This is a genomic window from Nocardiopsis nanhaiensis (assembly GCF_054778635.1).
In genome coordinates, this window is record NZ_BAAGZJ010000061.1 from 27,498 (window position 1) to 44,826 (window position 17,329).

Below are 17,329 nucleotides of genomic sequence, written 5' to 3' on the forward strand. Positions count from 1 at the left end.
GACCGAACCAGGTGGGGAGATCTCGGCGTCCAAAGGGTGGAAGGCGCGTTCAGCCCGGAAGGGGCAAGTGGCCGAAATGACGACACGATCCCAGGAAAGACCCTGGAAGCTTCACGAGAAGTGACACACTAAACACTGTGAGTAACAAACTTGGGAGGCGCACGACCATGCCCCCGCGCAAGTCGGACGGTCCGGAGCCCGGACAGGCCCCGTACTTCGTGCGGTCCAACGGTCGCGGCCGGGACGTATCGAACGCGGCCAGGCCGCGCGGAAACACCGCTACGGACACCCCACGGCGCCCGCCCCGGCTGACCGGCCGCGGCGGTGTCCTGCTGATCGTCGTCTGCAGCTTCGCCGGAACCATGATCGCCCACCTGGCCTCCGCGCCGGCTGCCCCGGGCGCGGCGTTCACCCTCGCCTGCCTGGTCACCGCCGCGCTGGTACGCCCCACCGACCTCCTGTCGCTGTCCGTGAGCCCGCCGATCGCCTACTTCGTCGCCGTGGTGGCCGCCGAGGCCCTGCTGGCCCTGGGTAACGAGGGTTTCGCCCGGGTCCTCATCCTGGGGCTGGCCTCCCGCCTGGCCGAGGTGGCGCCGTGGCTGTTCCTCGGTACCGCCCTGGTCCTGGTCATCGCGGTCTTCCGCGGCCTGCCCGGCAACCTGCGCACCCTCGGCGACGAGCTCAACGGCCGCAAGTAGGGCACACCCGGCGCAGGCCGCCCGAGCCGGGAGTACCCGGTCGGGCACGCCCGCGTCAGAAGGGGGTGTCCCCGTCCCCGGGCTCGTCGTCCCTGCGCTCGTCCATCGCGGCGGCCAGCTTGGCGCGAGCGCCCTCCAGCCACTGCTCACAGATCCGGGCCAGCTCCTCGCCCCGCTCCCACAACTTCAGGGACTCCTGGAGGGTCAGGCCACCCGACTCCAGCTTGCGGACGACGTTGTTCAGCTCGTCCCGGCTCTCCTCGTAACTCAGCTCCGGGGCCCCGCTGTCGCCCGCGCCGCCGTTCGCGCCCTGGTCCGTGCTCGTCTCGGGCATGCCCTACTCCCCCTCGGTGGTGTCTTCGTTCCCGCTCTCGGCGGCTGGCTTCGTCTTCGCGGCCGCGGGCTTCGCCTTCCCCGCGCCGGCCCCGGCGCCCTTGGTCTTCGCGGTACCCGTGGCCTTGGCCTTCGCCGCACCCGTGCCCTTGTTCTTCGCGGTGCCGACCCCGGTTCCCTTGGTCTTCGCCGTGCCGGTGGCCTTGGCCTTGGCGGCGCCGGACTCCGCCTTCGCCGCAGGTCCGGCCGCGGCGGCGTCACCGCCGCCCGCCGGGTCGGGGTCCACGGAGTCGACCGTGGCACTCAGGCCGTCCTCCGCGAACCGGAGCCGCAGGGTCTCCCCCACTGCGGGCTCGGTCGCCGAACGGACCACGGAACCGTCCTCGCGCTGCACGATCGCGTATCCGCGGGCCAGCGTGGTAGCCGGTGAGAGGGCGTGCAACCGGGCCTCGGTGTGGCCGAGCCCGTCGCGGGCCCGGTCCAGCGAGATGGCCAGGCTCCGCCGCGCGCGGTCGCGCAGCTCCAGGACCTGTTCGGTGAGCCGCTCCATCTCCCTGACCGGATCGGCCAGGACCGGACGGGAGCGCACACTCGCCAACCAGCTCAGTTCGCGGTCCACACCGCCCTTGATGACCCTGCGGCCGCGGTCGCGCAGCTGCCGGACGATCTCCAACTGCTCCCCGACGTCCGGCACGGTCCGCTTGGCCGCGTCGGTGGGGGTGGAGGCGCGCACGTCCGCCACGTAGTCGAGCAGGGGCGTGTCCTGTTCGTGGCCGATCGCACTGACCACCGGGGTGGCCGCCGCGGCGACCGCGCGGACGAGCGCCTCGTCGGAGAAGGGCAGCAGGTCCTCCATCGACCCGCCGCCCCGGGCGACCACGATGACGTCGACCTCGGGGTGGGTGTCCAGCTCGCGCAGCGCCTCCATCACCTCACGGGTGGCGCGGTCGCCCTGGACCGCCACCGGGCGCACCTCGAAGCGCACCGCGGGCCAGCGGCGGCGGCCGTTCTCCAACACGTCGCGCTCGGCGGCGGAGTCACGGCCGCAGACCAGGCCGACGGTGTTGGGCAGGAACGGCAGCGGCCGCTTGCGGGCCTGGTCGAACACGCCCTCCGCGGTCAGGGTGCGCCGCAGCTGCTCCAAACGGGCCAGCAGTTCGCCGATACCGACGTGCCGGATCTCCCGCGCGCGCAGCGAGAAAGTGCCCTTGAGCTGGTAGAAGTCTGGTTTGGCGTGGATGACCACGCGGTCGCCCGGCACCGGCGCCGGCTCCTGCCTGCGCAGCACCGAGGTCTCGCAGATCACCCGGATCGAGGCGTTGGCGACCGGGTCGCGCAGCGTCATGTAGGACATCCGGCCGCGCGAGTTCAGCTCGGCGATCTGCCCCTCGACCCAGATGGCGCCCAGCCGGTCGATCCAGCCGCCGACCGCCTGGAGCACGACCCTTACCGGTTGCGGTGCCTCCGCGGAGCTCTCCATTCCCATGGCTCCAGAGCCTAGGCCAGGGTGCCGACAGTTCCGGGCAGGAGAGGGGCGGGGGCACGGTTTTCCTGAACCGCGGGCCCCTGGTCAGCGAGTCCCCCGAGACAAGGTGCGGCCCCGGAACCGGGCTGGGCCTTGTTCCGGGGCCGGGGTTCAGGGGAGGTCCGGTTCAGGCCCCGGACTCGAGCTTGGCGATGCGGTTGTCGTACATCTTGATGAACTCGGGCCGCCCCTCGTGCGCGACCTCGTAGGAGCGCAGGTCGCGGACCTGATCGATGGTGAGCTTGCGCAGGCGGGCCCGGATGGACGGCAGGGTGAGCTCGTCGTAGGTGGGCACCGCCAGGTCCTCAGCCGAGGGGGAGACGTCCTTGCGGACCCGCTCCAGGACGTCGTCGCTGGCAACCTTGGTGTGCGCCTCGGCGGCCTCGAGCTCCTCGGCCAGGGCGGAGCCGTCCTCGGGGACGTCGGCGGTGGCGGGTTCGGTGGGCTCGCCCTTGGGCTCCTCGACCAGTTCGGCCGCCTCGGCGGCCTCCGTGGCGGGGGCCTCGACCGGGGCCTCGGGCTTGTCGTCCGAGGGCTTGCCGTTGGCGGCCGGCTTGCCCTTCGCCTCGGCCTTCTTCTCCGCGGCCTTGTCCTCGGCCGCGGGCTCTTCCTTTTTCTCTTCCGTCTCGGGAGCCTCGGTGGCGGCCTCGGGGGACTCCGCCGGGGCCTCGGTGGTCCCCGTAGACTCGGCGGTCTCCTTGGCGGGGGTCTCCGTCGCGGGGGTCTCGTCCTTCTTGTCCTGCGTGGTCGTGGCGACCTGGTCCTTGCGCCCGAAGATGCCCTTGATGAGGGAGGTCAGCTTCGTCGCGATGGTCGGGTTCGACATAGGACGGGGGCTCCTGATGCTCTCGGCGTTGGGCCGGCGGCGCGCGTCCAGCAAACCAGGCAAGGCCGAGTTGAGGGCGAACCGCCTCATAACAGATGCGATGGTGAACCAGGATAGAGGAGGGAGGAACAGCACGAGCAGGAGAGGAGTGAACGATTTCGCCACTTCGAAGCCGAACCGGATACGTTCCGTTGCCCGGGCGTCACCTGCTCGTGGCCGCACTGATAGGTATGCCCAGTTCGGTGCACTATCCCACACTCGGATCCACAGCCCGCCATGGCACCTAGGATGTATTACATGACTGCGACGACGACTGCCACGAACCAACGCCGTGTGCTACTCGCCAATCCTCGGGGCTACTGCGCCGGTGTCGACCGAGCGGTCATCACCGTCGAGAAGGCCCTGGAGCAGTACGGCGCGCCGATCTACGTGCGCAAGCAGATCGTGCACAACACGCACGTCGTGCGCACCCTCGAAGAGCGCGGTGCGATCTTCGTCGAGGAGACCGAGGAGGTGCCCGAGGGCGCCATCGTCGTCTTCTCCGCTCACGGTGTCTCTCCCGCCGTCCACAAGCAGGCCGCGGAGCGCGAACTCAAGACCATCGACGCCACCTGTCCCCTGGTCACCAAGGTGCACAAGGAAGCCCAGCGCTTCGCCAAGGAGGACCGCGACATCGTCCTCATCGGCCACATCGGCCACGAGGAGGTCGACGGCACCAGCGGCCACGCCCCCGAGCACATCCAGATCGTGGAGAGCCCGGAAGAGGTCGACAAGGTCGAGGTCCGCGACCCCGACAACGTCTCCTGGCTGTCCCAGACCACCCTGTCGGTGGACGAGACCAACCAGACCGTCGACGCCCTCAAGCAGAAGTTCCCGAACCTGCTCGCGCCGCCCAGCGACGACATCTGCTACGCCACCTCCAACCGCCAGGACGCCGTCAAGGCGATGGCCCCCGAGTGCGAGCTCGTGATCGTGGTCGGTTCCGACAACTCGTCGAACTCCGTCCGCCTGGTCGAGGTCGCCCTGGACGCCGGCGCCGACGCCTCGTACCTGATCGACAACGCCACCCTCATGGACGAGGCCTGGCTCGAGGGCGTCACCACCGTTGGTGTGACCAGCGGCGCCTCCGTGCCCGACATCCTGGTCCGCGAACTGCTCGACAAGCTGGCCGGTTACGGCTTCGGCTCGGTCAGCCCGGTGACGACCGCCGACGAGACCCTCACCTTCTCGCTGCCCAAGGAGCTGCGCCGCGACCTGCGCGCGGAGTAGCCGGCGGTCCGGCCGCCAGCGGCCAACCGGGTCACACGACGCAGAGTGCCCCGACCGGATTCCGGTCGGGGCACTTTCGTGCGCGGGGTCCGCTCGGGGCCCGTCGGGCCCGGGACCCGTCAACGGGGTCCCGGTTGCGCTGGGCGAGACCTCAGGAGTCGGTGTCCTCCTCGTCGGCCTCCTGTTCGGCTTCCTCGTCAGCGCCCTCGGCGTCTTCGGCGCCCCCGCCCGAACCGTCCTCCGAGTCCTCGTCAGCGTCCTCGGCGTCCTGGACCGGGAGGGTCTCCAGGTGCCCGGCCAGAACGGCGAACTCGTCGAGCGTGGTGCTTCCGGAGACGACCAGGGTCCGGTCCTCCTCACGCAGCACGATCAGGCTCCAGTCCTCGCCCTCCAGGTGCTCCCACTCCTCGCCGGCGACCATGACAGTGCCCACGGGATCGGCGTCCTGGGCCCGGTCGGCCACCACGTCGTCGGGCTCACCGTCGCTCTGGGTCAGCATGGCGTGGCTGTCCTCCGGCGTGGCGAACCCGAGGCTCCACTCCGTCGGCCCGGTGACGTCCAGGGTGGAACTGGTCGGGACCCACCCCTCGGGAAGGCCCTCGGGCGCGACCACCGGATAGTCGGCGGCGTCTCTGAGCACCTCGACGTCCGGGCGGTACTCCACGGCGGGAATGTTCTCGTCCGAACGTGTGGAGACCACGAACGCCATCAACAGGAGGATGCCGACGACGATCCCGAGAGAGATGGCGTAGTTCTTGAAAGTGGCGTTGGCCCGGCTGTATGAACTCATGACAATCACCAGCTTGCCCCAGGGTCGCGCCCGCTTCGACCTGGGGTGCGTTTAGCGGCCGTGACCAGAACCTCGGCCGCCGCGGGAACTCAGTCCTGGGGGCGTCTGCGGCGCTCCAACTCGGTCAACAGGCCGGTGATGTCATCGGCGAGCCGGTGCGCGTCAGCGTCGTCCCGGCGGACGACCTCGGCCACGGCCAGGAGCATGGAACCGCTCACCACGATCAGCAGCGCCTCGTCCACGGGCTCGTCCGCCTTGCGGAACAGGGCCACGTTGCGGTCGGTCCACTGGGTGAGCCGGGAGCGCAGCCGGTAGTCGAAGCCGGGCGGCCCGTCGCCGCTGAAGAACAGCCGCGCGGTCTCCCGCTCCTCGATGGAGCCGAGCAGGTAGGCGTGGGCCGCGATGTTCATCAGCCGGGTGGGATCGCTCTCACCTTCGGCCCGCGCGTCACGCACCGCCTGGTGGGTGCGCTCCTGCTGGCGCTGCTGGAACTCCTCGTACAGGGCGACGTACAGGTCCGCCTTGCCGGTGAAGTGGTGGTACAGGCTGCCCACACTGGCGCCGGCGACCGCGACGACCTCGCTCACACCGGCCTTCGCGAAGCCCATGGTGCGGAACACCTGGGCCGCCGCCTTCAGCAGGGAACTGCGGGTAGCCGCTCCGCGCGGCGAGACCCGCGCGGGCTTGTCCGTCTTGTCCACTGTCACGCCCTCACTCCTGTCCGGGTCCCCGCCAGCGTAGACCTTCGCGCCCACGAACCCTGCCACCGGTCTCCCCGGACCTGTAACCGGCAGCCCCCGCACCCGCGAAGGCTTTCCTGCTTCCGGGGCGACTCCTCCCACCCGTGACAGCCAAGGTTCACTTGCGGTGACTACCCTAAGACGTGCATCCCATCCTGATTCCCGACGGAAGGTGTCACGTCCATGTCGCAGTCCAGTAGTCCGTCCGCGCAGTACTCGGCGCCCGACCGTAACCTCGCGCTGGAGCTGGTCCGCGTCACCGAGACCGCCGCGCTCGCCGCGGCCCGCTGGGTCGGCAAGGGTGACAAGCTCGGTGCCGACGGCGCCGCGGTGCGCGGGATGCGCCACATGATCAGCACGGTGTCGATGAACGGCATCGTCGTGATCGGGGAGGGCGAGAAGGACAACGCCCCGATGCTCTACAACGGCGAGCGGGTCGGTGACGGCGGCGGCCACGAGTGGGACGTCGCGGTCGACCCGATCGACGGCACCACCCTCACCGCCATGGGGATGCCCAACGCGGTCGCCGTGATCGCGATGAGCCCGCGCAACACCATGTTCGACCCGTCCGCGGTGTTCTACATGGAGAAGCTCGCCACCGGACCCGAGGCCGCCGACGTGGTCGACATCGCCGCTCCCGTCGCGGACAACGTCCGCGCCGTGGCCCGGGCCAAGGGCAAGTCCCCGCAGGACGTCACGGTCGTGATCCTGGACCGTCCGCGGCATAAACAGCTCGTGCAGGACGTGCGCGACGCGGGTGCCCGGATCAAGTTCATCAGCGACGGCGACGTCGCGGGCGCCATCATGTCGGCCCGCTCCGGGACCGGTGTGGACCTGATGCTGGGCATCGGCGGCACCCCCGAGGGCATCATCACCGCCTGCGCGATGAAGTGCCTGGGCGGCGTCATCCAGGGCCGCCTGTGGCCCAAGGACGACGAGGAGCGCCAGCAGGCGGTCGGGGCCGGACACGACCTGGACCGCGTGCTGTACACGAACGACCTCGTCTCCTCCGACGACGTGTTCTTCGCCGCGACCGGCATCACCGAGGGCGAGCTGCTCGACGGTGTCCGCTACGAGTCCACCGGTGTGACCACCGACTCGCTGGTCATGCGCGGCCGCAGCGGCACCGTGCGCCAGGTCGAGAGCGAGCACCGTCTCAGCAAGCTGTCGGCCTACAGCGGCGTCGACCTCACCTCCCCGCCCGAGTAGCCCGGTACCGCACGTGGAAGCCCCGGTCTCCGCCGTGACGGCGGGCACCGGGGCGCTCTCGTGACCGGCCCGTCCACGCGCGGGCGAACCCGCCGCCGGAGCGCGAACAACACCACGTGTGCTGGCATCTGACCTGTCATCGGCCGCATGGCCGCCCGTCCCTAGAAGCACCCTCGCCGGAGGATTTCGATGTCCTATCCAGACCACCCTCAGCAGCCACAGTGGCAACCGCCGCAGCAGCCGGGGCAGCCTGGTCAGGGGTTCCCTCCGCAGCAGGCTCCCGGACAGCCGGGTTTCGCGCCCCCGCAGGGGCCCGGACAGCCGTACCAGGGCGGGCCCGGCGCACCCATGGGCCCCGGACCCGGAGGTCCCGGCGGCCCCGGCCAGCCGCCCTACGGCGGTCCGCCCCAGGGCGGCCAGTACTCCGGCGGCCCCATGCCGCCCCCCGGTGGCGGCGGTGGCCGCAAGTGGCTGATCCCCGCGGCCGCCGGTGTGGCCGTCACCGTCATGGCGGGCACCGTCTGGGCGACGGTCTCCCTGGTCAGCTTCGACGGCACACAGCCCGAGTCGGTCCTGCCCGGCAACTCCGTGGCCTTCGGCAAGGTCGACCTGGACATCGACGGCTCACAGGCCATCGACCTGCTGAGCTTCGTCGACCAGCTCCCGGACGAGGTCACCGAGGAGACGAGTGAGTCCGGGGACGACCCCACCGCGCTGTTCGCCGAGGTGTTCGCGGACGCCTACGACCTCGACCAGGCCGGGGTCGAGGCCTGGATCGGGCCGAAGGTCGGTCTGAGCGCCTGGCACACGAACAACTCCGAGGCCGCCGACCACGCCGGTATGGGCAACGCGATAGCGCTGGCCGTCGAGGACGCCGGTGCCGCCGACACCCAGTTCGCCGGGCTCCGGGAGAGCCACGACGTCCACCACGAGATGGTCGACGACTTCGTGGTCTTCAGCGACTCCGAGGCCGCCCTCGGTGACTACAACGACCAGATGGCGTCCCACGGCACCCTGGCGGACGACAGCACCTACAACTCGGACGCCGGCGACGTCCCCAGCGGCAGCATCGCCCTGGCCTGGGCCGACATGGGTTCCCTGAGCGGCATGACCGACGTCGGCAACGAGTTCACCGGCGGGCTCGGTAGCGACGCCGACCTGGTCGAGGGCCGGATGACCGCCTCCGTCCGGGTCGACGGCGACTACCTCGAGGCCCGTGCGGACGTGTTCGGCTTCGAGGTCGAGGACGAGGACCTGTCCTGGCTCGCCGACGCCCAGGGCGCGAGTGTGGCGGCCATGGCGGAACTCCCCTCCGACACCGTGATGGCCCTCGGCGGCAGCGGCCTCGACGAGGCGCTGAGCACCGCCTGGGAGGAGGACGACCTCCCCTTCCTGACCGCGGACGTCCGCCGGGACATGGAGACGGACCTGAACGCCATCGGCGCCCCGCTGCCCGAGGGTTTCACCTCGCTGCTTGGCACCTCCACGGCCTTCGGCCTGTCCGAGGTCGATCCGGGTGGGGACCCCCTCGGCAACTCCTACGGCCCCGGCGGAGACCCGGCCTTCGAGTACCGGGCGGTCGGCGGCGACGAGAGCGCGCTGAACGGTTTCGTCGAGGACATCGTCGTGGGGCCGTACTCCACCACCGACCCGCCCGGGGTGACCAGCGACGGCGACACCGTGGTCGTCTCGCAGGGCGGAAACCCCACGGGGGGCTTGGGCGAGGACGCCGTCTTCCAGCAGGCCATGCAGGACCTGGACGACGCGGTGATGGCCGGTTTCTTCGACCTGCGCCAGATCCTGGACACGGGTGACGTGGACGTGCCCGACCAGTGGGGCGCGGTCGGCGTGGGCATGAGCGTGACGGACGGCGGCGAGCGCGCCACCTTCGAGCTGCGGTGGGCCCCCAGCGGGGCCTGACCGTCCGGTTCACGGCCCGGGGTTCCGGGCGGACAACGCCGATGGCGTGGGAGGGCATCCCTCCCACGCCATCACTGTTCCACCGCCCAGCCGTCCCGGCCGCCCTGGCTGCCCGAGATCGGCCCGGTTGCCCCACAGCCCGGTCAGTTCACGACCCTGCGCCGCATCTGGAAGGCGGCCAGGTTCCACATCAGCACCACGAAGGCGAGCAGCACGGCGATGTGCGTCAGCGCCGTCCCGGCCGCCATTCCGCCGAAGACCGACCCCCGGATCAGCTCGACCGCGTGGTAGAGCGGGTTGACCATGGCGGCGGTCTGGACCCAGCCCGGCAGTTCGGTGAGCGGGAAGAACGTTCCCGCCAGGAGGAACAGCGGGGTGAACAGGCCGCTGAACACGTAGTCCATGGCGCGCACCGAGCGGATCAGCGCCGAGATCCAGATACCGAAGAGCGCGAAGGCGAACCCGGCGAGGAAGGCGATGAGCGGCACGAGCAGCATCCCGGGTCCGGGTTCTAGCCCGAAGCCGATCGCCACCAGCAGCGGCACACAGCCGTAGACCCCGGAGCGCAGGGCCAGCCACAGCGCCTCCCCGGTGACGAGTTCGCGCACGTCGACGGGGGCGGCGAGGATGCCCTCGTAGGTGTGCAGGAACCGGCGCTTGATGAAGGTGTTGATGACGGCGGGCATCATCGACTGGAACATGACCGACACCGCGACGATGCCGGTCCCCAGGAAGTCGATGTAGCTGAACCCCGCGAGGGTGCCGATGAGGGCGCCCATGCCGAAGCCGAAGCAGAGCAGGTAGAGGGTCGGCTCGACGACCGCCGCGAAGGTGGTGGCCCGCCAGGACTGCCCGTACAGGATCCACTCGCGGGCGACCACCCCCACGACGGCGTCGGCTTCGAAGCGGCCGGGCCTGGCGTGCCGTTCCGGCCGGGCGTCGGCGCGCTGCTGTGTCAGGCTCATTCCACGGCCTCCCCGGTCAGGGTGACGAATACGTCCTCGAGGTTGCTGGCCCGGCGTTCGGGTCGGGTCAACCGGTCGCGGACCGACTCCGGAAGTTCCTCCGCGCGGAGGACGGACAGGCTGGTTCCGGTCCGGCGGGTACTGAACCCGCGGCCCTGCACCAGGCTCTCGAGGGCGGCCAGGCCGTCCTCGCCCTCGGGTGTGTACTCCTCGACGGTGGCCCCCGCGTACTTGGCGACGAGGTCGGCGGGGGCCCCGCGCTCGATGACGCGGCCCTTCGCCATGAGGGCGACCTCGTCGGAGAGGCGTTCGGCCTCCTCGATGTAGTGCGTGGACATGAGGACAGTGGCCCCCTCGTCGCGCAGGGCCGCGATGACGCCCCACAGTTCCTGGCGCACCTGCGGGTCCAGGCCGACCGTGGGCTCGTCCATGAGGAGCAGCTCCGGCCGGTGCAGGAGGGCCCGGACGATGAGCAGCCGGCGGCGCATCCCGCCGGAGAGGTCGTCGACGGGGGTGTCTCCGCGGTCGCTGAGCTGGGCGAGGCGCATGGTGCGGGCGATGGCTTCCCTGCGCTGTCTGCGGGGGACCCGGTAGAGGAAGGAGAACATCCGCAGGTTCTGCTCGACCGTGAGTTCCTCGTCCAGGTTGTCGTGCTGGGGAACGACACCCATGCGGGCGCGGGCCCACTTGGACTCGGCGGGGATCTCGTGGCCGAGGATGCTGATGCTGCCCTCGTCGGCGATGGACTGCGCGGTGAGCATCCGCATCATGGTCGACTTTCCGGCGCCGTTGGGGCCGAGGAGTCCGAGGACGACCCCTTGCGGGACTTCGAGGTCGAGGCCGTCGACCGCGGTGAGTGAGCCGAAGCGCTTGACGACACCGCGCAGGTGCAGCGCCGGTTCTGAGGAGGGGTTCCGGGAGGTCATGGCAGCGCTCCCGGGCACGGCCCGTCGGGGCCCTCGTGTGGTCATGGGACCAAGGTAGGCAGCCGGTCGGACGTTTTCCAGCGGTTTTTCGCCGCTCCGGGCACTGTTCCGCGGACGGTTCCGGGCACACGGCCGCCACGGCCCGCGGGCGCCCCTCCGGAATCACGGACCCATTCTTTGGTCAGATATGAACCATTATCAAATAAAGCATCGAATGGGCGCAAGACACAGGTAATGCATCACGCACCCGGGGCACCCGAAGCACCTTTCATGATAACCATGGCCATTTTAGTACACGATGCCGCACTCAACCGAAAACAAACCTTACTGTTGATCGGTGGATCCGTCAACCACGCAGGTCAAAGCTTTTTATTCCGGAAAAGCTTCCCTTTTTGATGTATGTCTGTATAGTCGCCACCCATACCTTTCGGGCGGGCTGGAACCCCCGGCGGGCCCCATGCCACCGGGCTGCCCGAAAGGTCGTCCCTCCAGCCCGGACAACCGCGCGGTCTCGCGATCCGCACGGTTCCCCCGCTAGTCCACGACTTGAGGAGCACCCCCTGATGAGGTTCGGACGACTCATGCGCGCGACCGCCGTCCTGGCGGTCGCGCCGATCGGCCTCGCCGGTCTCGCCGTGTCCCCGGCGAGCGCCCACGGCACCCTCGGCGACCCGATCAGCCGCATCGCGGCCTGCTACGAGGAGGGACCCGAGAGCCCCCAGTCTGAGATGTGTGTCCAGCTGGTCGAGGAGAACGGCACGCAGCCGCTCTACGACTGGCACGAGGTCAACATCGCCCAGGCAGACGGCCAGCACCGCGACATCATCCCCGACGGCGAACTGTGCAGCGCCGGGCGCGACAAGTACTCCGCACTGGACAACCCCGGCGACTGGGCGAGCACCGCCATCACCGAGCTGCCCTCCGGCTCGGACTACACCTTCGAGTACACCGCCGCGGTGCCCCACGAGGGCTACATCGAGTACTACGTCACCACCGACGACTGGGACTCGAGCAGCCCGCTGGCCTGGGGCGACCTCGAGGAAGAGCCGTTCGCCGTCGACGACCAGCCGGAGGTCGAGGACGGCACCTACACCATGGCCGCCGAGCTGCCCGAGAAGAGCGGCGAGCACCTGATCTACACGGTCTGGCAGCGCACCGACAGCCCTGAGGCCTTCTACAGCTGCTCCGACGTGAGCTTCGGCGGCGACAGCGCCGCGGCGACCACCGCCTCCGCCGACGACGAGGGCTTCTCCATCGACCCCGCCGCGTACGAGGACCTCGAGCACGAGCACGCGGAACACGCCGAGGGGGCCGAGGGGGCCGAGACCGCTTCTGAGGAAGCGGCGGCCGACGAGGCCGGCACCGAGGCCGCTGACGAGGCAGCGGAGGCCGTCGAGGACGACGCGGCCGCCGCCGACCACAGCGACCACGCGGGCGGTGAGCAGCTGGCCCAGACCGGCAGCGCCCTCACCGCGCTCTTCGCCACGGCGATCGCCCTGATGGCCGCGGGCGCCGGCGCCCTGCACCTGGCCCGCAAGCGCCGCGCCACCGCCTGAAACGGAGCCGCGGTCTGACGCACACCCCGGGGCGCCCCGGGAGCACGGCCACGAGAGGCGGCCCCGGACACGGAAACCACGTGTCCGGGGCCGCCTCGTTTCCCCGAGCCCTCGCTGTCCACAGGCGAAATAAAACACGTTGCGCTCACATCCGCCCCCTGCCTAACGTTGAGGTTCCGCAGACGTTGACGAACCGCTGGGGACGACCCGCCCCACAGCTAGGACAGGTGTTGATGCCCCGGAACGCGCCGAGCGCGCCTCACAGCCGCACGGTCCCGCGCATCCTCCGACACCCTTCGGAAGGCTGACCGGACCCGGCCCCCGTCGAGACCCGCTCGGCGCTCTTGCTGTTGATCTGTTCTCACTCTCCAGCAAGGAGTTTCCGGGTTGTCCACTATCGACCCCACCACCGGTTCCATCCACAACACCCACGCCCAGCGTGCGAGTTTCGGCTGCGTACTCTGCGGCCTCTCCGTGTCCGCCCCCGGCCCCGGCGGCGAACCACGTGACCACTGCCCGAGCTGCCTGAGCTCACTCCACGTCCACGACCAGGTCGAGGACGGCGTCAGCGACTGCGACGGGCGCATGACAGCCATCTCCGTCGTCGTTCCACGCGACGGCAAGTGGCGGCTCGTCCACCGTTGCGTCCGCTGTGACGAACTGTCCGAGAGCGCCGTGGCCACCGACGACAACCCGCTCGTCCTGATGCGGATCGCCGTACGCCCGCTCGCCGAACCGCCGTTCCCGCTCGAGATGCTCGGGGAGGTGTGAGCGTGGGCCGACGCAATAACGACCGCCGCCACAGCGACCGGAACGGCTCGCGTGACCGGCGCGGACAGCGCCGAGAGCAGCGCCCCAAGGCCGTCCTACGGGCCAGGGGCGAACAGGGCCGCCGGTCCGGACCGGTCGCGGAATCCTTCCGTTGCGCCCACTGCCGGCTCGACGTGCCGCTGCGGGCGCTGGGCACCGCACACCGCAACCACTGCCCGCACTGCCTCACCAGCCTGCACGTGGACGGCCGTGTCCCGGGTGACCGGTCCGCCGACTGCCACGGCCGGATGGCGGCGACCAGTGTCAGCGCCCGCCCCGACGGCGAGTGGCTGATCATCCACCGCTGCCTCTCGTGCGGAGAACTGAGCGCCAACCGGGTCGCGGGCGACGACAACGCCCGTGCCCTGGTCCGCCTGGCGGTACGCCCCCTGGCCGTGTCCGGCACGGCCCGCCGGGCGCTGGTCCGCCTGTGATCGGTGGCCGCGGGTCCGGCCCCGCCGGACCCGCGGCCCCGCACAGCCCCACGCGCCACCGGCCCGTCACCGCTGTGGGCCCCCGTTCCTCCAGGGCGTGATTCGTTTAGTCTTGCTGGCGTGAGTGAGGACGTATCCCCCGCCCGTATGAGGGCCTCCAACAGCGACCGCGAACGAGTCAGCGAAGTCCTGCGCGCCGCCGTGACCGACGGCCGCCTCGACATGGACGAGTTCGAGGAGCGCCTGAACCAGGCGCAGGAGGCGAAGACCCTCGGCGAGCTCCCGGGGATCACCGCCGACCTCATGCCCGCGGAGGAACAGCCCATCCAGCTCGACCCCGAGCCGATGGTCAGCTGGTTCACCACCCTCACCCGCAAGGGACGGTGGGTGGCGCTCCCCGACGAACCAGCCGGGGCGGTCGCCGGACGCGCCGAGATCGACATGCGCGAGGCCCTGCTCACACACAACCACCACCGGATGTCGGCCAGCGTGTTCTTCGGCCGCGTCATCATCGACGTCCCCGAAGGCGTGGAGGTGCGGCTCACCGGCTGGTCCTTCTTCGGCAGGCGCAGCACCAACGCACGCCGCCCCACCCTGTCCAACCCCCCGGTCCTGGAGGTCGGCGGGTTCAGCATCTTCGGTAGCGTGCGGGTACGCGCCCCCAAGCGCCGACGCTTCCTGCCCCGCCGGCGCAACCGGCCCCAGCTCCACTTATAGGGCCATGACCTGGGACGACCTCAACATGACCCGTGTAACACCGGGAAGCCCGGGTGAGGTGCGATCTGCTCCGCCGCGTCTGGCAGGCTTTAGGTCACAGGTTTTCCCAGGAGAGATGGGTTGCAATGAGTGAGTTCCGTATCGAGCACGACTCGATGGGCGAAGTCAGGGTCCCGGCCGAGGCCAAGTGGCGGGCCCAGACCCAGCGTGCCGTCGAGAACTTCCCGATCTCGGGCCAGGGTCTGGAGAACGCGAACATCGCCGCGCTCGGCGAGGTCAAGGCCGCTGCCGCCAAGGTGAACGCCGAGCTGGGCGTCATCGCTGACGACCTCGGCAAGGCCATCCGTTCGGCCGCCCTCGAGGTCGCCGAAGGTAAGTGGAACGACGAGTTCCCGATCGACGTCTTCCAGACCGGCTCTGGCACCTCCAGCAACATGAACACCAACGAGGTCGTGGCGAGCATCGCCAAGGAGCGCACCGGCCTCGACGTTCACCCCAACGACCACGTGAACGCCTCGCAGTCGTCCAACGACGTGTACCCGTCCTCCATCCATATCGCCGCCACCTCAGCCGTCCAGAACGAGCTGATCCCGGCGCTGCGCCACCTGGAGGGTGAACTCACCCGCAAGTCCACCGAGTTCGCGTCCGTCGTCAAGAGCGGCCGCACCCACCTCATGGACGCCACCCCGGTCACCCTGGGCCAGGAGTTCGCCGGTTTCGCCGCTCAGGTCCGCTACGGCGTCGAGCGCGTCGAGGCCGTGCTCCCGCGCGTGGCCGAGCTGCCCTTGGGCGGTACCGCCGTCGGCACCGGCATCAACACCCCCGTGGGCTTCGCCCCCCGGGTCATCGCCGAGATCGCCGCCAACACCGGTCTGCCCCTGACCGAGGCCCGCGACCACTTCGAGGCGCAGGGCGCCCGCGACGGCCTGGTCGAGCTCTCCGGCCAGCTGCGGGCGATCGCGATCAGCTACTGCAAGATCGCCAACGACATCCGCTGGATGGGATCCGGCCCGACCACCGGCCTGTCCGAGGTCTTCCTCCCCGACCTGCAGCCGGGCTCGTCGATCATGCCGGGCAAGGTCAACCCGGTCCTGTGCGAGGCCATGCTCCAGGTCTCCTCGCAGGTCGTCGGCAACGACGCCGCGGTGGCCTTCGGCGGCGCCTCCGGCAACTTCGAGCTGAACGTCCAGCTGCCGATGATGGCGCGCAACGTGCTCGAGTCGATCCGCCTCCTCGCCAACGTCTCCACGGTCTTCGCCGACCGCTGCGTGGCCGGTATCGGGGCCAACGAGGAGCAGTGCCGCACCTACGCGGAGTCCTCCCCGTCGATCGTCACGCCGCTCAACCGGTACATCGGTTACGAGGAGGCCGCGAAGGTCGCCAAGCAGTCGCTGGCCGAGAAGAAGACCATCCGCGAGGTCGTGCTGGAGCGCGGCTACCTCGAGTCCGGCAAGCTGACGGAAGCGCAGCTCGACGCCGCCCTCGACGTCCTCAAGATGACCAACTCCCAGTAGTCCCGGTCACCGGTCGTACCCGAACGGGGCACCTCGCGCACGCGAGGTGCCCCGTGGTGTGGTATCCGTCAGTCCGGGTGGCCGCCCGGGCCACCGCTCCCGTATACCGATGCGATACCTCTCCCCCACCACCACGAACCTTTCCTCTGCGGGGCACGTCGGACATTCTTGTCAGAGCACCCCGTATGGAGCCCGCTTCGAGAGGGCGATAGATGTCGAGTAACAGCGAACGCGCCATCGCGAACCGCTACGTCCTGCGCCGTGAGCTCGGCCGCGGCGGTATGGGCATTGTGTGGGAGGCACACGACACCGCCCTGGACCGCGTCGTCGCGATCAAACAGGTCCTCCTCCCCGGACACTTCACCGACGCGGAGCGCGACGACGCCCACGCCCGGGTGCGCCGGGAGGCGCAGTCGGCCGCGCGGATCGCCCACCCCACGGTCATCACCATCCACGACGTCTTCGAGTACGAGCACAACCCGTGGGTGGTCATGGAGCTCGTCGAGGGCGGCTCCCTCCAGGACATGCTGGGCGAGGCCGGTTCCCTGCCTCCCGAGCGGACCGGGGACATCGCCGAGTCCCTCCTGCAGGCCGTGCGCGCGGCGGACGGGGCGGGTGTCCTGCACCGGGACATCAAGCCGGGCAACATCATGATGTCCTCGGACGGCCGGGTCATCCTCACGGACTTCGGTATCGCCACCATGGAGGGCGGTCCGAGCATCACCCGGACCGGGGCGCTGATCGGCTCGCCCGAGTACATGCCGCCCGAGCGCTTGGAAGGCGGCCCGGCCGAGCACCGGGGAGACCTGTGGGCGATCGGCGTCACCCTGTACGCGGCAGTCGAGGGGACGTCCCCGTTCCGGCGCGACAACATCACCGCCGCGATCGCCGCGGTCATCTCCGCCCCGCTCCCCCCGATGGAGCGGGCCGGGTGGCTGGAGCCGGTGATCGCGGGACTGTTGGACCGCGACCCTGTCCGTCGGCTCACCGTCGACCAAGCCCTGGACCTGCTGCGCCAGTGCCGCGAAGGCGGCGGCCCGTCCGGCGGATCGTCCGGCGGCCCGGGCGCCGCCGGGATGATGGGCGCGGCCGCGGTC

17 protein-coding genes are annotated in these 17,329 nt (G+C 70.2%); 10 read left to right on the forward strand and 7 right to left on the reverse strand.

Features of this window, described 5'->3' with window-relative positions:
- Positions 1 to 167: 167 nt before the first annotated feature.
- Positions 168 to 698 (forward strand): DUF6542 domain-containing protein, encoded by a 531-nt coding sequence (locus tag ACYVD1_RS24465; RefSeq protein WP_460776851.1) that lies wholly within the window; start codon positions 168 to 170, stop codon positions 696 to 698.
- A 55-nt stretch (positions 699 to 753) separates the two neighbouring features.
- Here the strand turns inward: ACYVD1_RS24465 and ACYVD1_RS24470 are convergent, their stop codons facing one another.
- The 3 genes from ACYVD1_RS24470 to ACYVD1_RS24480 form a co-directional block, all read right to left on the reverse strand.
- Entirely contained in the window at positions 754 to 1,032 is a 279-nt protein-coding gene (locus ACYVD1_RS24470; RefSeq protein ID WP_460776838.1) for an exodeoxyribonuclease VII small subunit, read from the reverse strand.
- A 3-nt stretch (positions 1,033 to 1,035) separates the two neighbouring features.
- The gene (gene xseA, locus ACYVD1_RS24475; protein WP_460776839.1) at positions 1,036 to 2,517 is read right to left on the reverse strand and encodes an exodeoxyribonuclease VII large subunit; all 1,482 of its coding nucleotides are present in this window, start codon (positions 2,515 to 2,517) and stop codon (positions 1,036 to 1,038) included.
- A 166-nt stretch (positions 2,518 to 2,683) separates the two neighbouring features.
- Positions 2,684 to 3,382, reverse strand: coding sequence for a hypothetical protein (locus ACYVD1_RS24480; protein WP_460776840.1), 699 nt, complete (start codon positions 3,380 to 3,382; stop codon positions 2,684 to 2,686).
- 297 nt (positions 3,383 to 3,679) lie between these two features.
- Between ACYVD1_RS24480 and ACYVD1_RS24485 the strand changes: the two genes are divergently transcribed.
- On the forward strand, positions 3,680 to 4,651 hold the full coding sequence (locus ACYVD1_RS24485) for a 4-hydroxy-3-methylbut-2-enyl diphosphate reductase (protein ID WP_460745690.1): 972 nt from the start codon (positions 3,680 to 3,682) through the stop codon (positions 4,649 to 4,651).
- 151 nt (positions 4,652 to 4,802) lie between these two features.
- Here the strand turns inward: ACYVD1_RS24485 and ACYVD1_RS24490 are convergent, their stop codons facing one another.
- Positions 4,803 to 5,441 (reverse strand): DUF4245 domain-containing protein, encoded by a 639-nt coding sequence (locus ACYVD1_RS24490; protein ID WP_460776841.1) that lies wholly within the window; start codon positions 5,439 to 5,441, stop codon positions 4,803 to 4,805.
- An 89-nt stretch (positions 5,442 to 5,530) separates the two neighbouring features.
- On the reverse strand, positions 5,531 to 6,142 hold the full coding sequence (locus ACYVD1_RS24495; protein ID WP_460745843.1) for a TetR/AcrR family transcriptional regulator: 612 nt from the start codon (positions 6,140 to 6,142) through the stop codon (positions 5,531 to 5,533).
- Positions 6,143 to 6,364: 222 nt separating this feature from the next.
- Between ACYVD1_RS24495 and glpX the strand changes: the two genes are divergently transcribed.
- Positions 6,365 to 7,390 (forward strand): class II fructose-bisphosphatase, encoded by a 1,026-nt coding sequence (glpX, locus tag ACYVD1_RS24500; RefSeq protein WP_460776842.1) that lies wholly within the window; start codon positions 6,365 to 6,367, stop codon positions 7,388 to 7,390.
- Between the two features lie 189 nt (positions 7,391 to 7,579).
- Positions 7,580 to 9,310 carry a hypothetical protein gene (locus ACYVD1_RS24505; protein WP_460776843.1) on the forward strand — a complete coding sequence of 577 codons (1,731 nt, stop codon included), beginning with the start codon at positions 7,580 to 7,582 and terminating at the stop codon, positions 9,308 to 9,310.
- A gap of 143 nt (positions 9,311 to 9,453) precedes the next feature.
- Here the strand turns inward: ACYVD1_RS24505 and ACYVD1_RS24510 are convergent, their stop codons facing one another.
- Positions 9,454 to 10,275 carry an ABC transporter permease gene (locus ACYVD1_RS24510; protein WP_460776844.1) on the reverse strand — a complete coding sequence of 274 codons (822 nt, stop codon included), beginning with the start codon at positions 10,273 to 10,275 and terminating at the stop codon, positions 9,454 to 9,456.
- Positions 10,272 to 11,201: an ABC transporter ATP-binding protein gene (locus ACYVD1_RS24515; RefSeq protein WP_460776845.1), complete on the reverse strand. Its 930-nt coding sequence runs from the start codon at positions 11,199 to 11,201 to the stop codon at positions 10,272 to 10,274. The genes ACYVD1_RS24510 and ACYVD1_RS24515 overlap by 4 nt, the downstream gene beginning before the upstream one ends.
- 563 nt (positions 11,202 to 11,764) lie before the next feature.
- Here ACYVD1_RS24515 and ACYVD1_RS24520 point away from each other — a divergent pair.
- From ACYVD1_RS24520 to ACYVD1_RS24545, 6 genes are all read left to right on the forward strand, one after another.
- A complete protein-coding gene (locus ACYVD1_RS24520) occupies positions 11,765 to 12,757 on the forward strand; it encodes a lytic polysaccharide monooxygenase auxiliary activity family 9 protein (protein ID WP_460776846.1) in 993 nt (330 codons plus the stop codon).
- 387 nt (positions 12,758 to 13,144) lie between these two features.
- A complete protein-coding gene (locus tag ACYVD1_RS24525; protein WP_460776847.1) occupies positions 13,145 to 13,528 on the forward strand; it encodes an RNHCP domain-containing protein in 384 nt (127 codons plus the stop codon).
- A complete protein-coding gene (locus tag ACYVD1_RS24530) occupies positions 13,525 to 14,001 on the forward strand; it encodes an RNHCP domain-containing protein (protein WP_460776848.1) in 477 nt (158 codons plus the stop codon). Before ACYVD1_RS24525 ends, ACYVD1_RS24530 begins: the two co-directional genes overlap by 4 nt.
- A gap of 147 nt (positions 14,002 to 14,148) precedes the next feature.
- On the forward strand, positions 14,149 to 14,718 hold the full coding sequence (locus ACYVD1_RS24535; RefSeq protein ID WP_460776852.1) for a DUF1707 domain-containing protein: 570 nt from the start codon (positions 14,149 to 14,151) through the stop codon (positions 14,716 to 14,718).
- Between the two features lie 125 nt (positions 14,719 to 14,843).
- The gene (locus tag ACYVD1_RS24540; protein WP_460776849.1) at positions 14,844 to 16,232 is read left to right on the forward strand and encodes a class II fumarate hydratase; all 1,389 of its coding nucleotides are present in this window, start codon (positions 14,844 to 14,846) and stop codon (positions 16,230 to 16,232) included.
- Positions 16,233 to 16,444: 212 nt separating this feature from the next.
- Positions 16,445 to 17,329, forward strand: an 885-nt coding sequence (locus ACYVD1_RS24545; RefSeq protein ID WP_460776850.1) for a serine/threonine-protein kinase, incomplete at its 3' end; no start/stop codon positions are given.

Bases quoted from the DNA above. Each gene is read 5' to 3' on its own strand.
- ACYVD1_RS24465 (WP_460776851.1), top strand. From the start codon at position 168: ATGCCCCCGCGCAAGTCGGACGGTCCGGAGCCCGGACAGGCCCCGTAC.
- ACYVD1_RS24470 (WP_460776838.1), bottom strand. From the start codon at position 1,032: ATGCCCGAGACGAGCACGGACCAGGGCGCGAACGGCGGCGCGGGCGAC.
- xseA (WP_460776839.1), bottom strand. From the start codon at position 2,517: ATGGGAATGGAGAGCTCCGCGGAGGCACCGCAACCGGTAAGGGTCGTG.
- ACYVD1_RS24480 (WP_460776840.1), bottom strand. From the start codon at position 3,382: ATGTCGAACCCGACCATCGCGACGAAGCTGACCTCCCTCATCAAGGGC.
- ACYVD1_RS24485 (WP_460745690.1), top strand. From the start codon at position 3,680: ATGACTGCGACGACGACTGCCACGAACCAACGCCGTGTGCTACTCGCC.
- ACYVD1_RS24490 (WP_460776841.1), bottom strand. From the start codon at position 5,441: ATGAGTTCATACAGCCGGGCCAACGCCACTTTCAAGAACTACGCCATC.
- glpX (WP_460776842.1), top strand. From the start codon at position 6,365: ATGTCGCAGTCCAGTAGTCCGTCCGCGCAGTACTCGGCGCCCGACCGT.
- ACYVD1_RS24505 (WP_460776843.1), top strand. From the start codon at position 7,580: ATGTCCTATCCAGACCACCCTCAGCAGCCACAGTGGCAACCGCCGCAG.
- ACYVD1_RS24510 (WP_460776844.1), bottom strand. From the start codon at position 10,275: ATGAGCCTGACACAGCAGCGCGCCGACGCCCGGCCGGAACGGCACGCC.
- ACYVD1_RS24515 (WP_460776845.1), bottom strand. From the start codon at position 11,201: ATGACCTCCCGGAACCCCTCCTCAGAACCGGCGCTGCACCTGCGCGGT.
- ACYVD1_RS24520 (WP_460776846.1), top strand. From the start codon at position 11,765: ATGAGGTTCGGACGACTCATGCGCGCGACCGCCGTCCTGGCGGTCGCG.
- ACYVD1_RS24535 (WP_460776852.1), top strand. From the start codon at position 14,149: ATGAGGGCCTCCAACAGCGACCGCGAACGAGTCAGCGAAGTCCTGCGC.
- ACYVD1_RS24540 (WP_460776849.1), top strand. From the start codon at position 14,844: ATGAGTGAGTTCCGTATCGAGCACGACTCGATGGGCGAAGTCAGGGTC.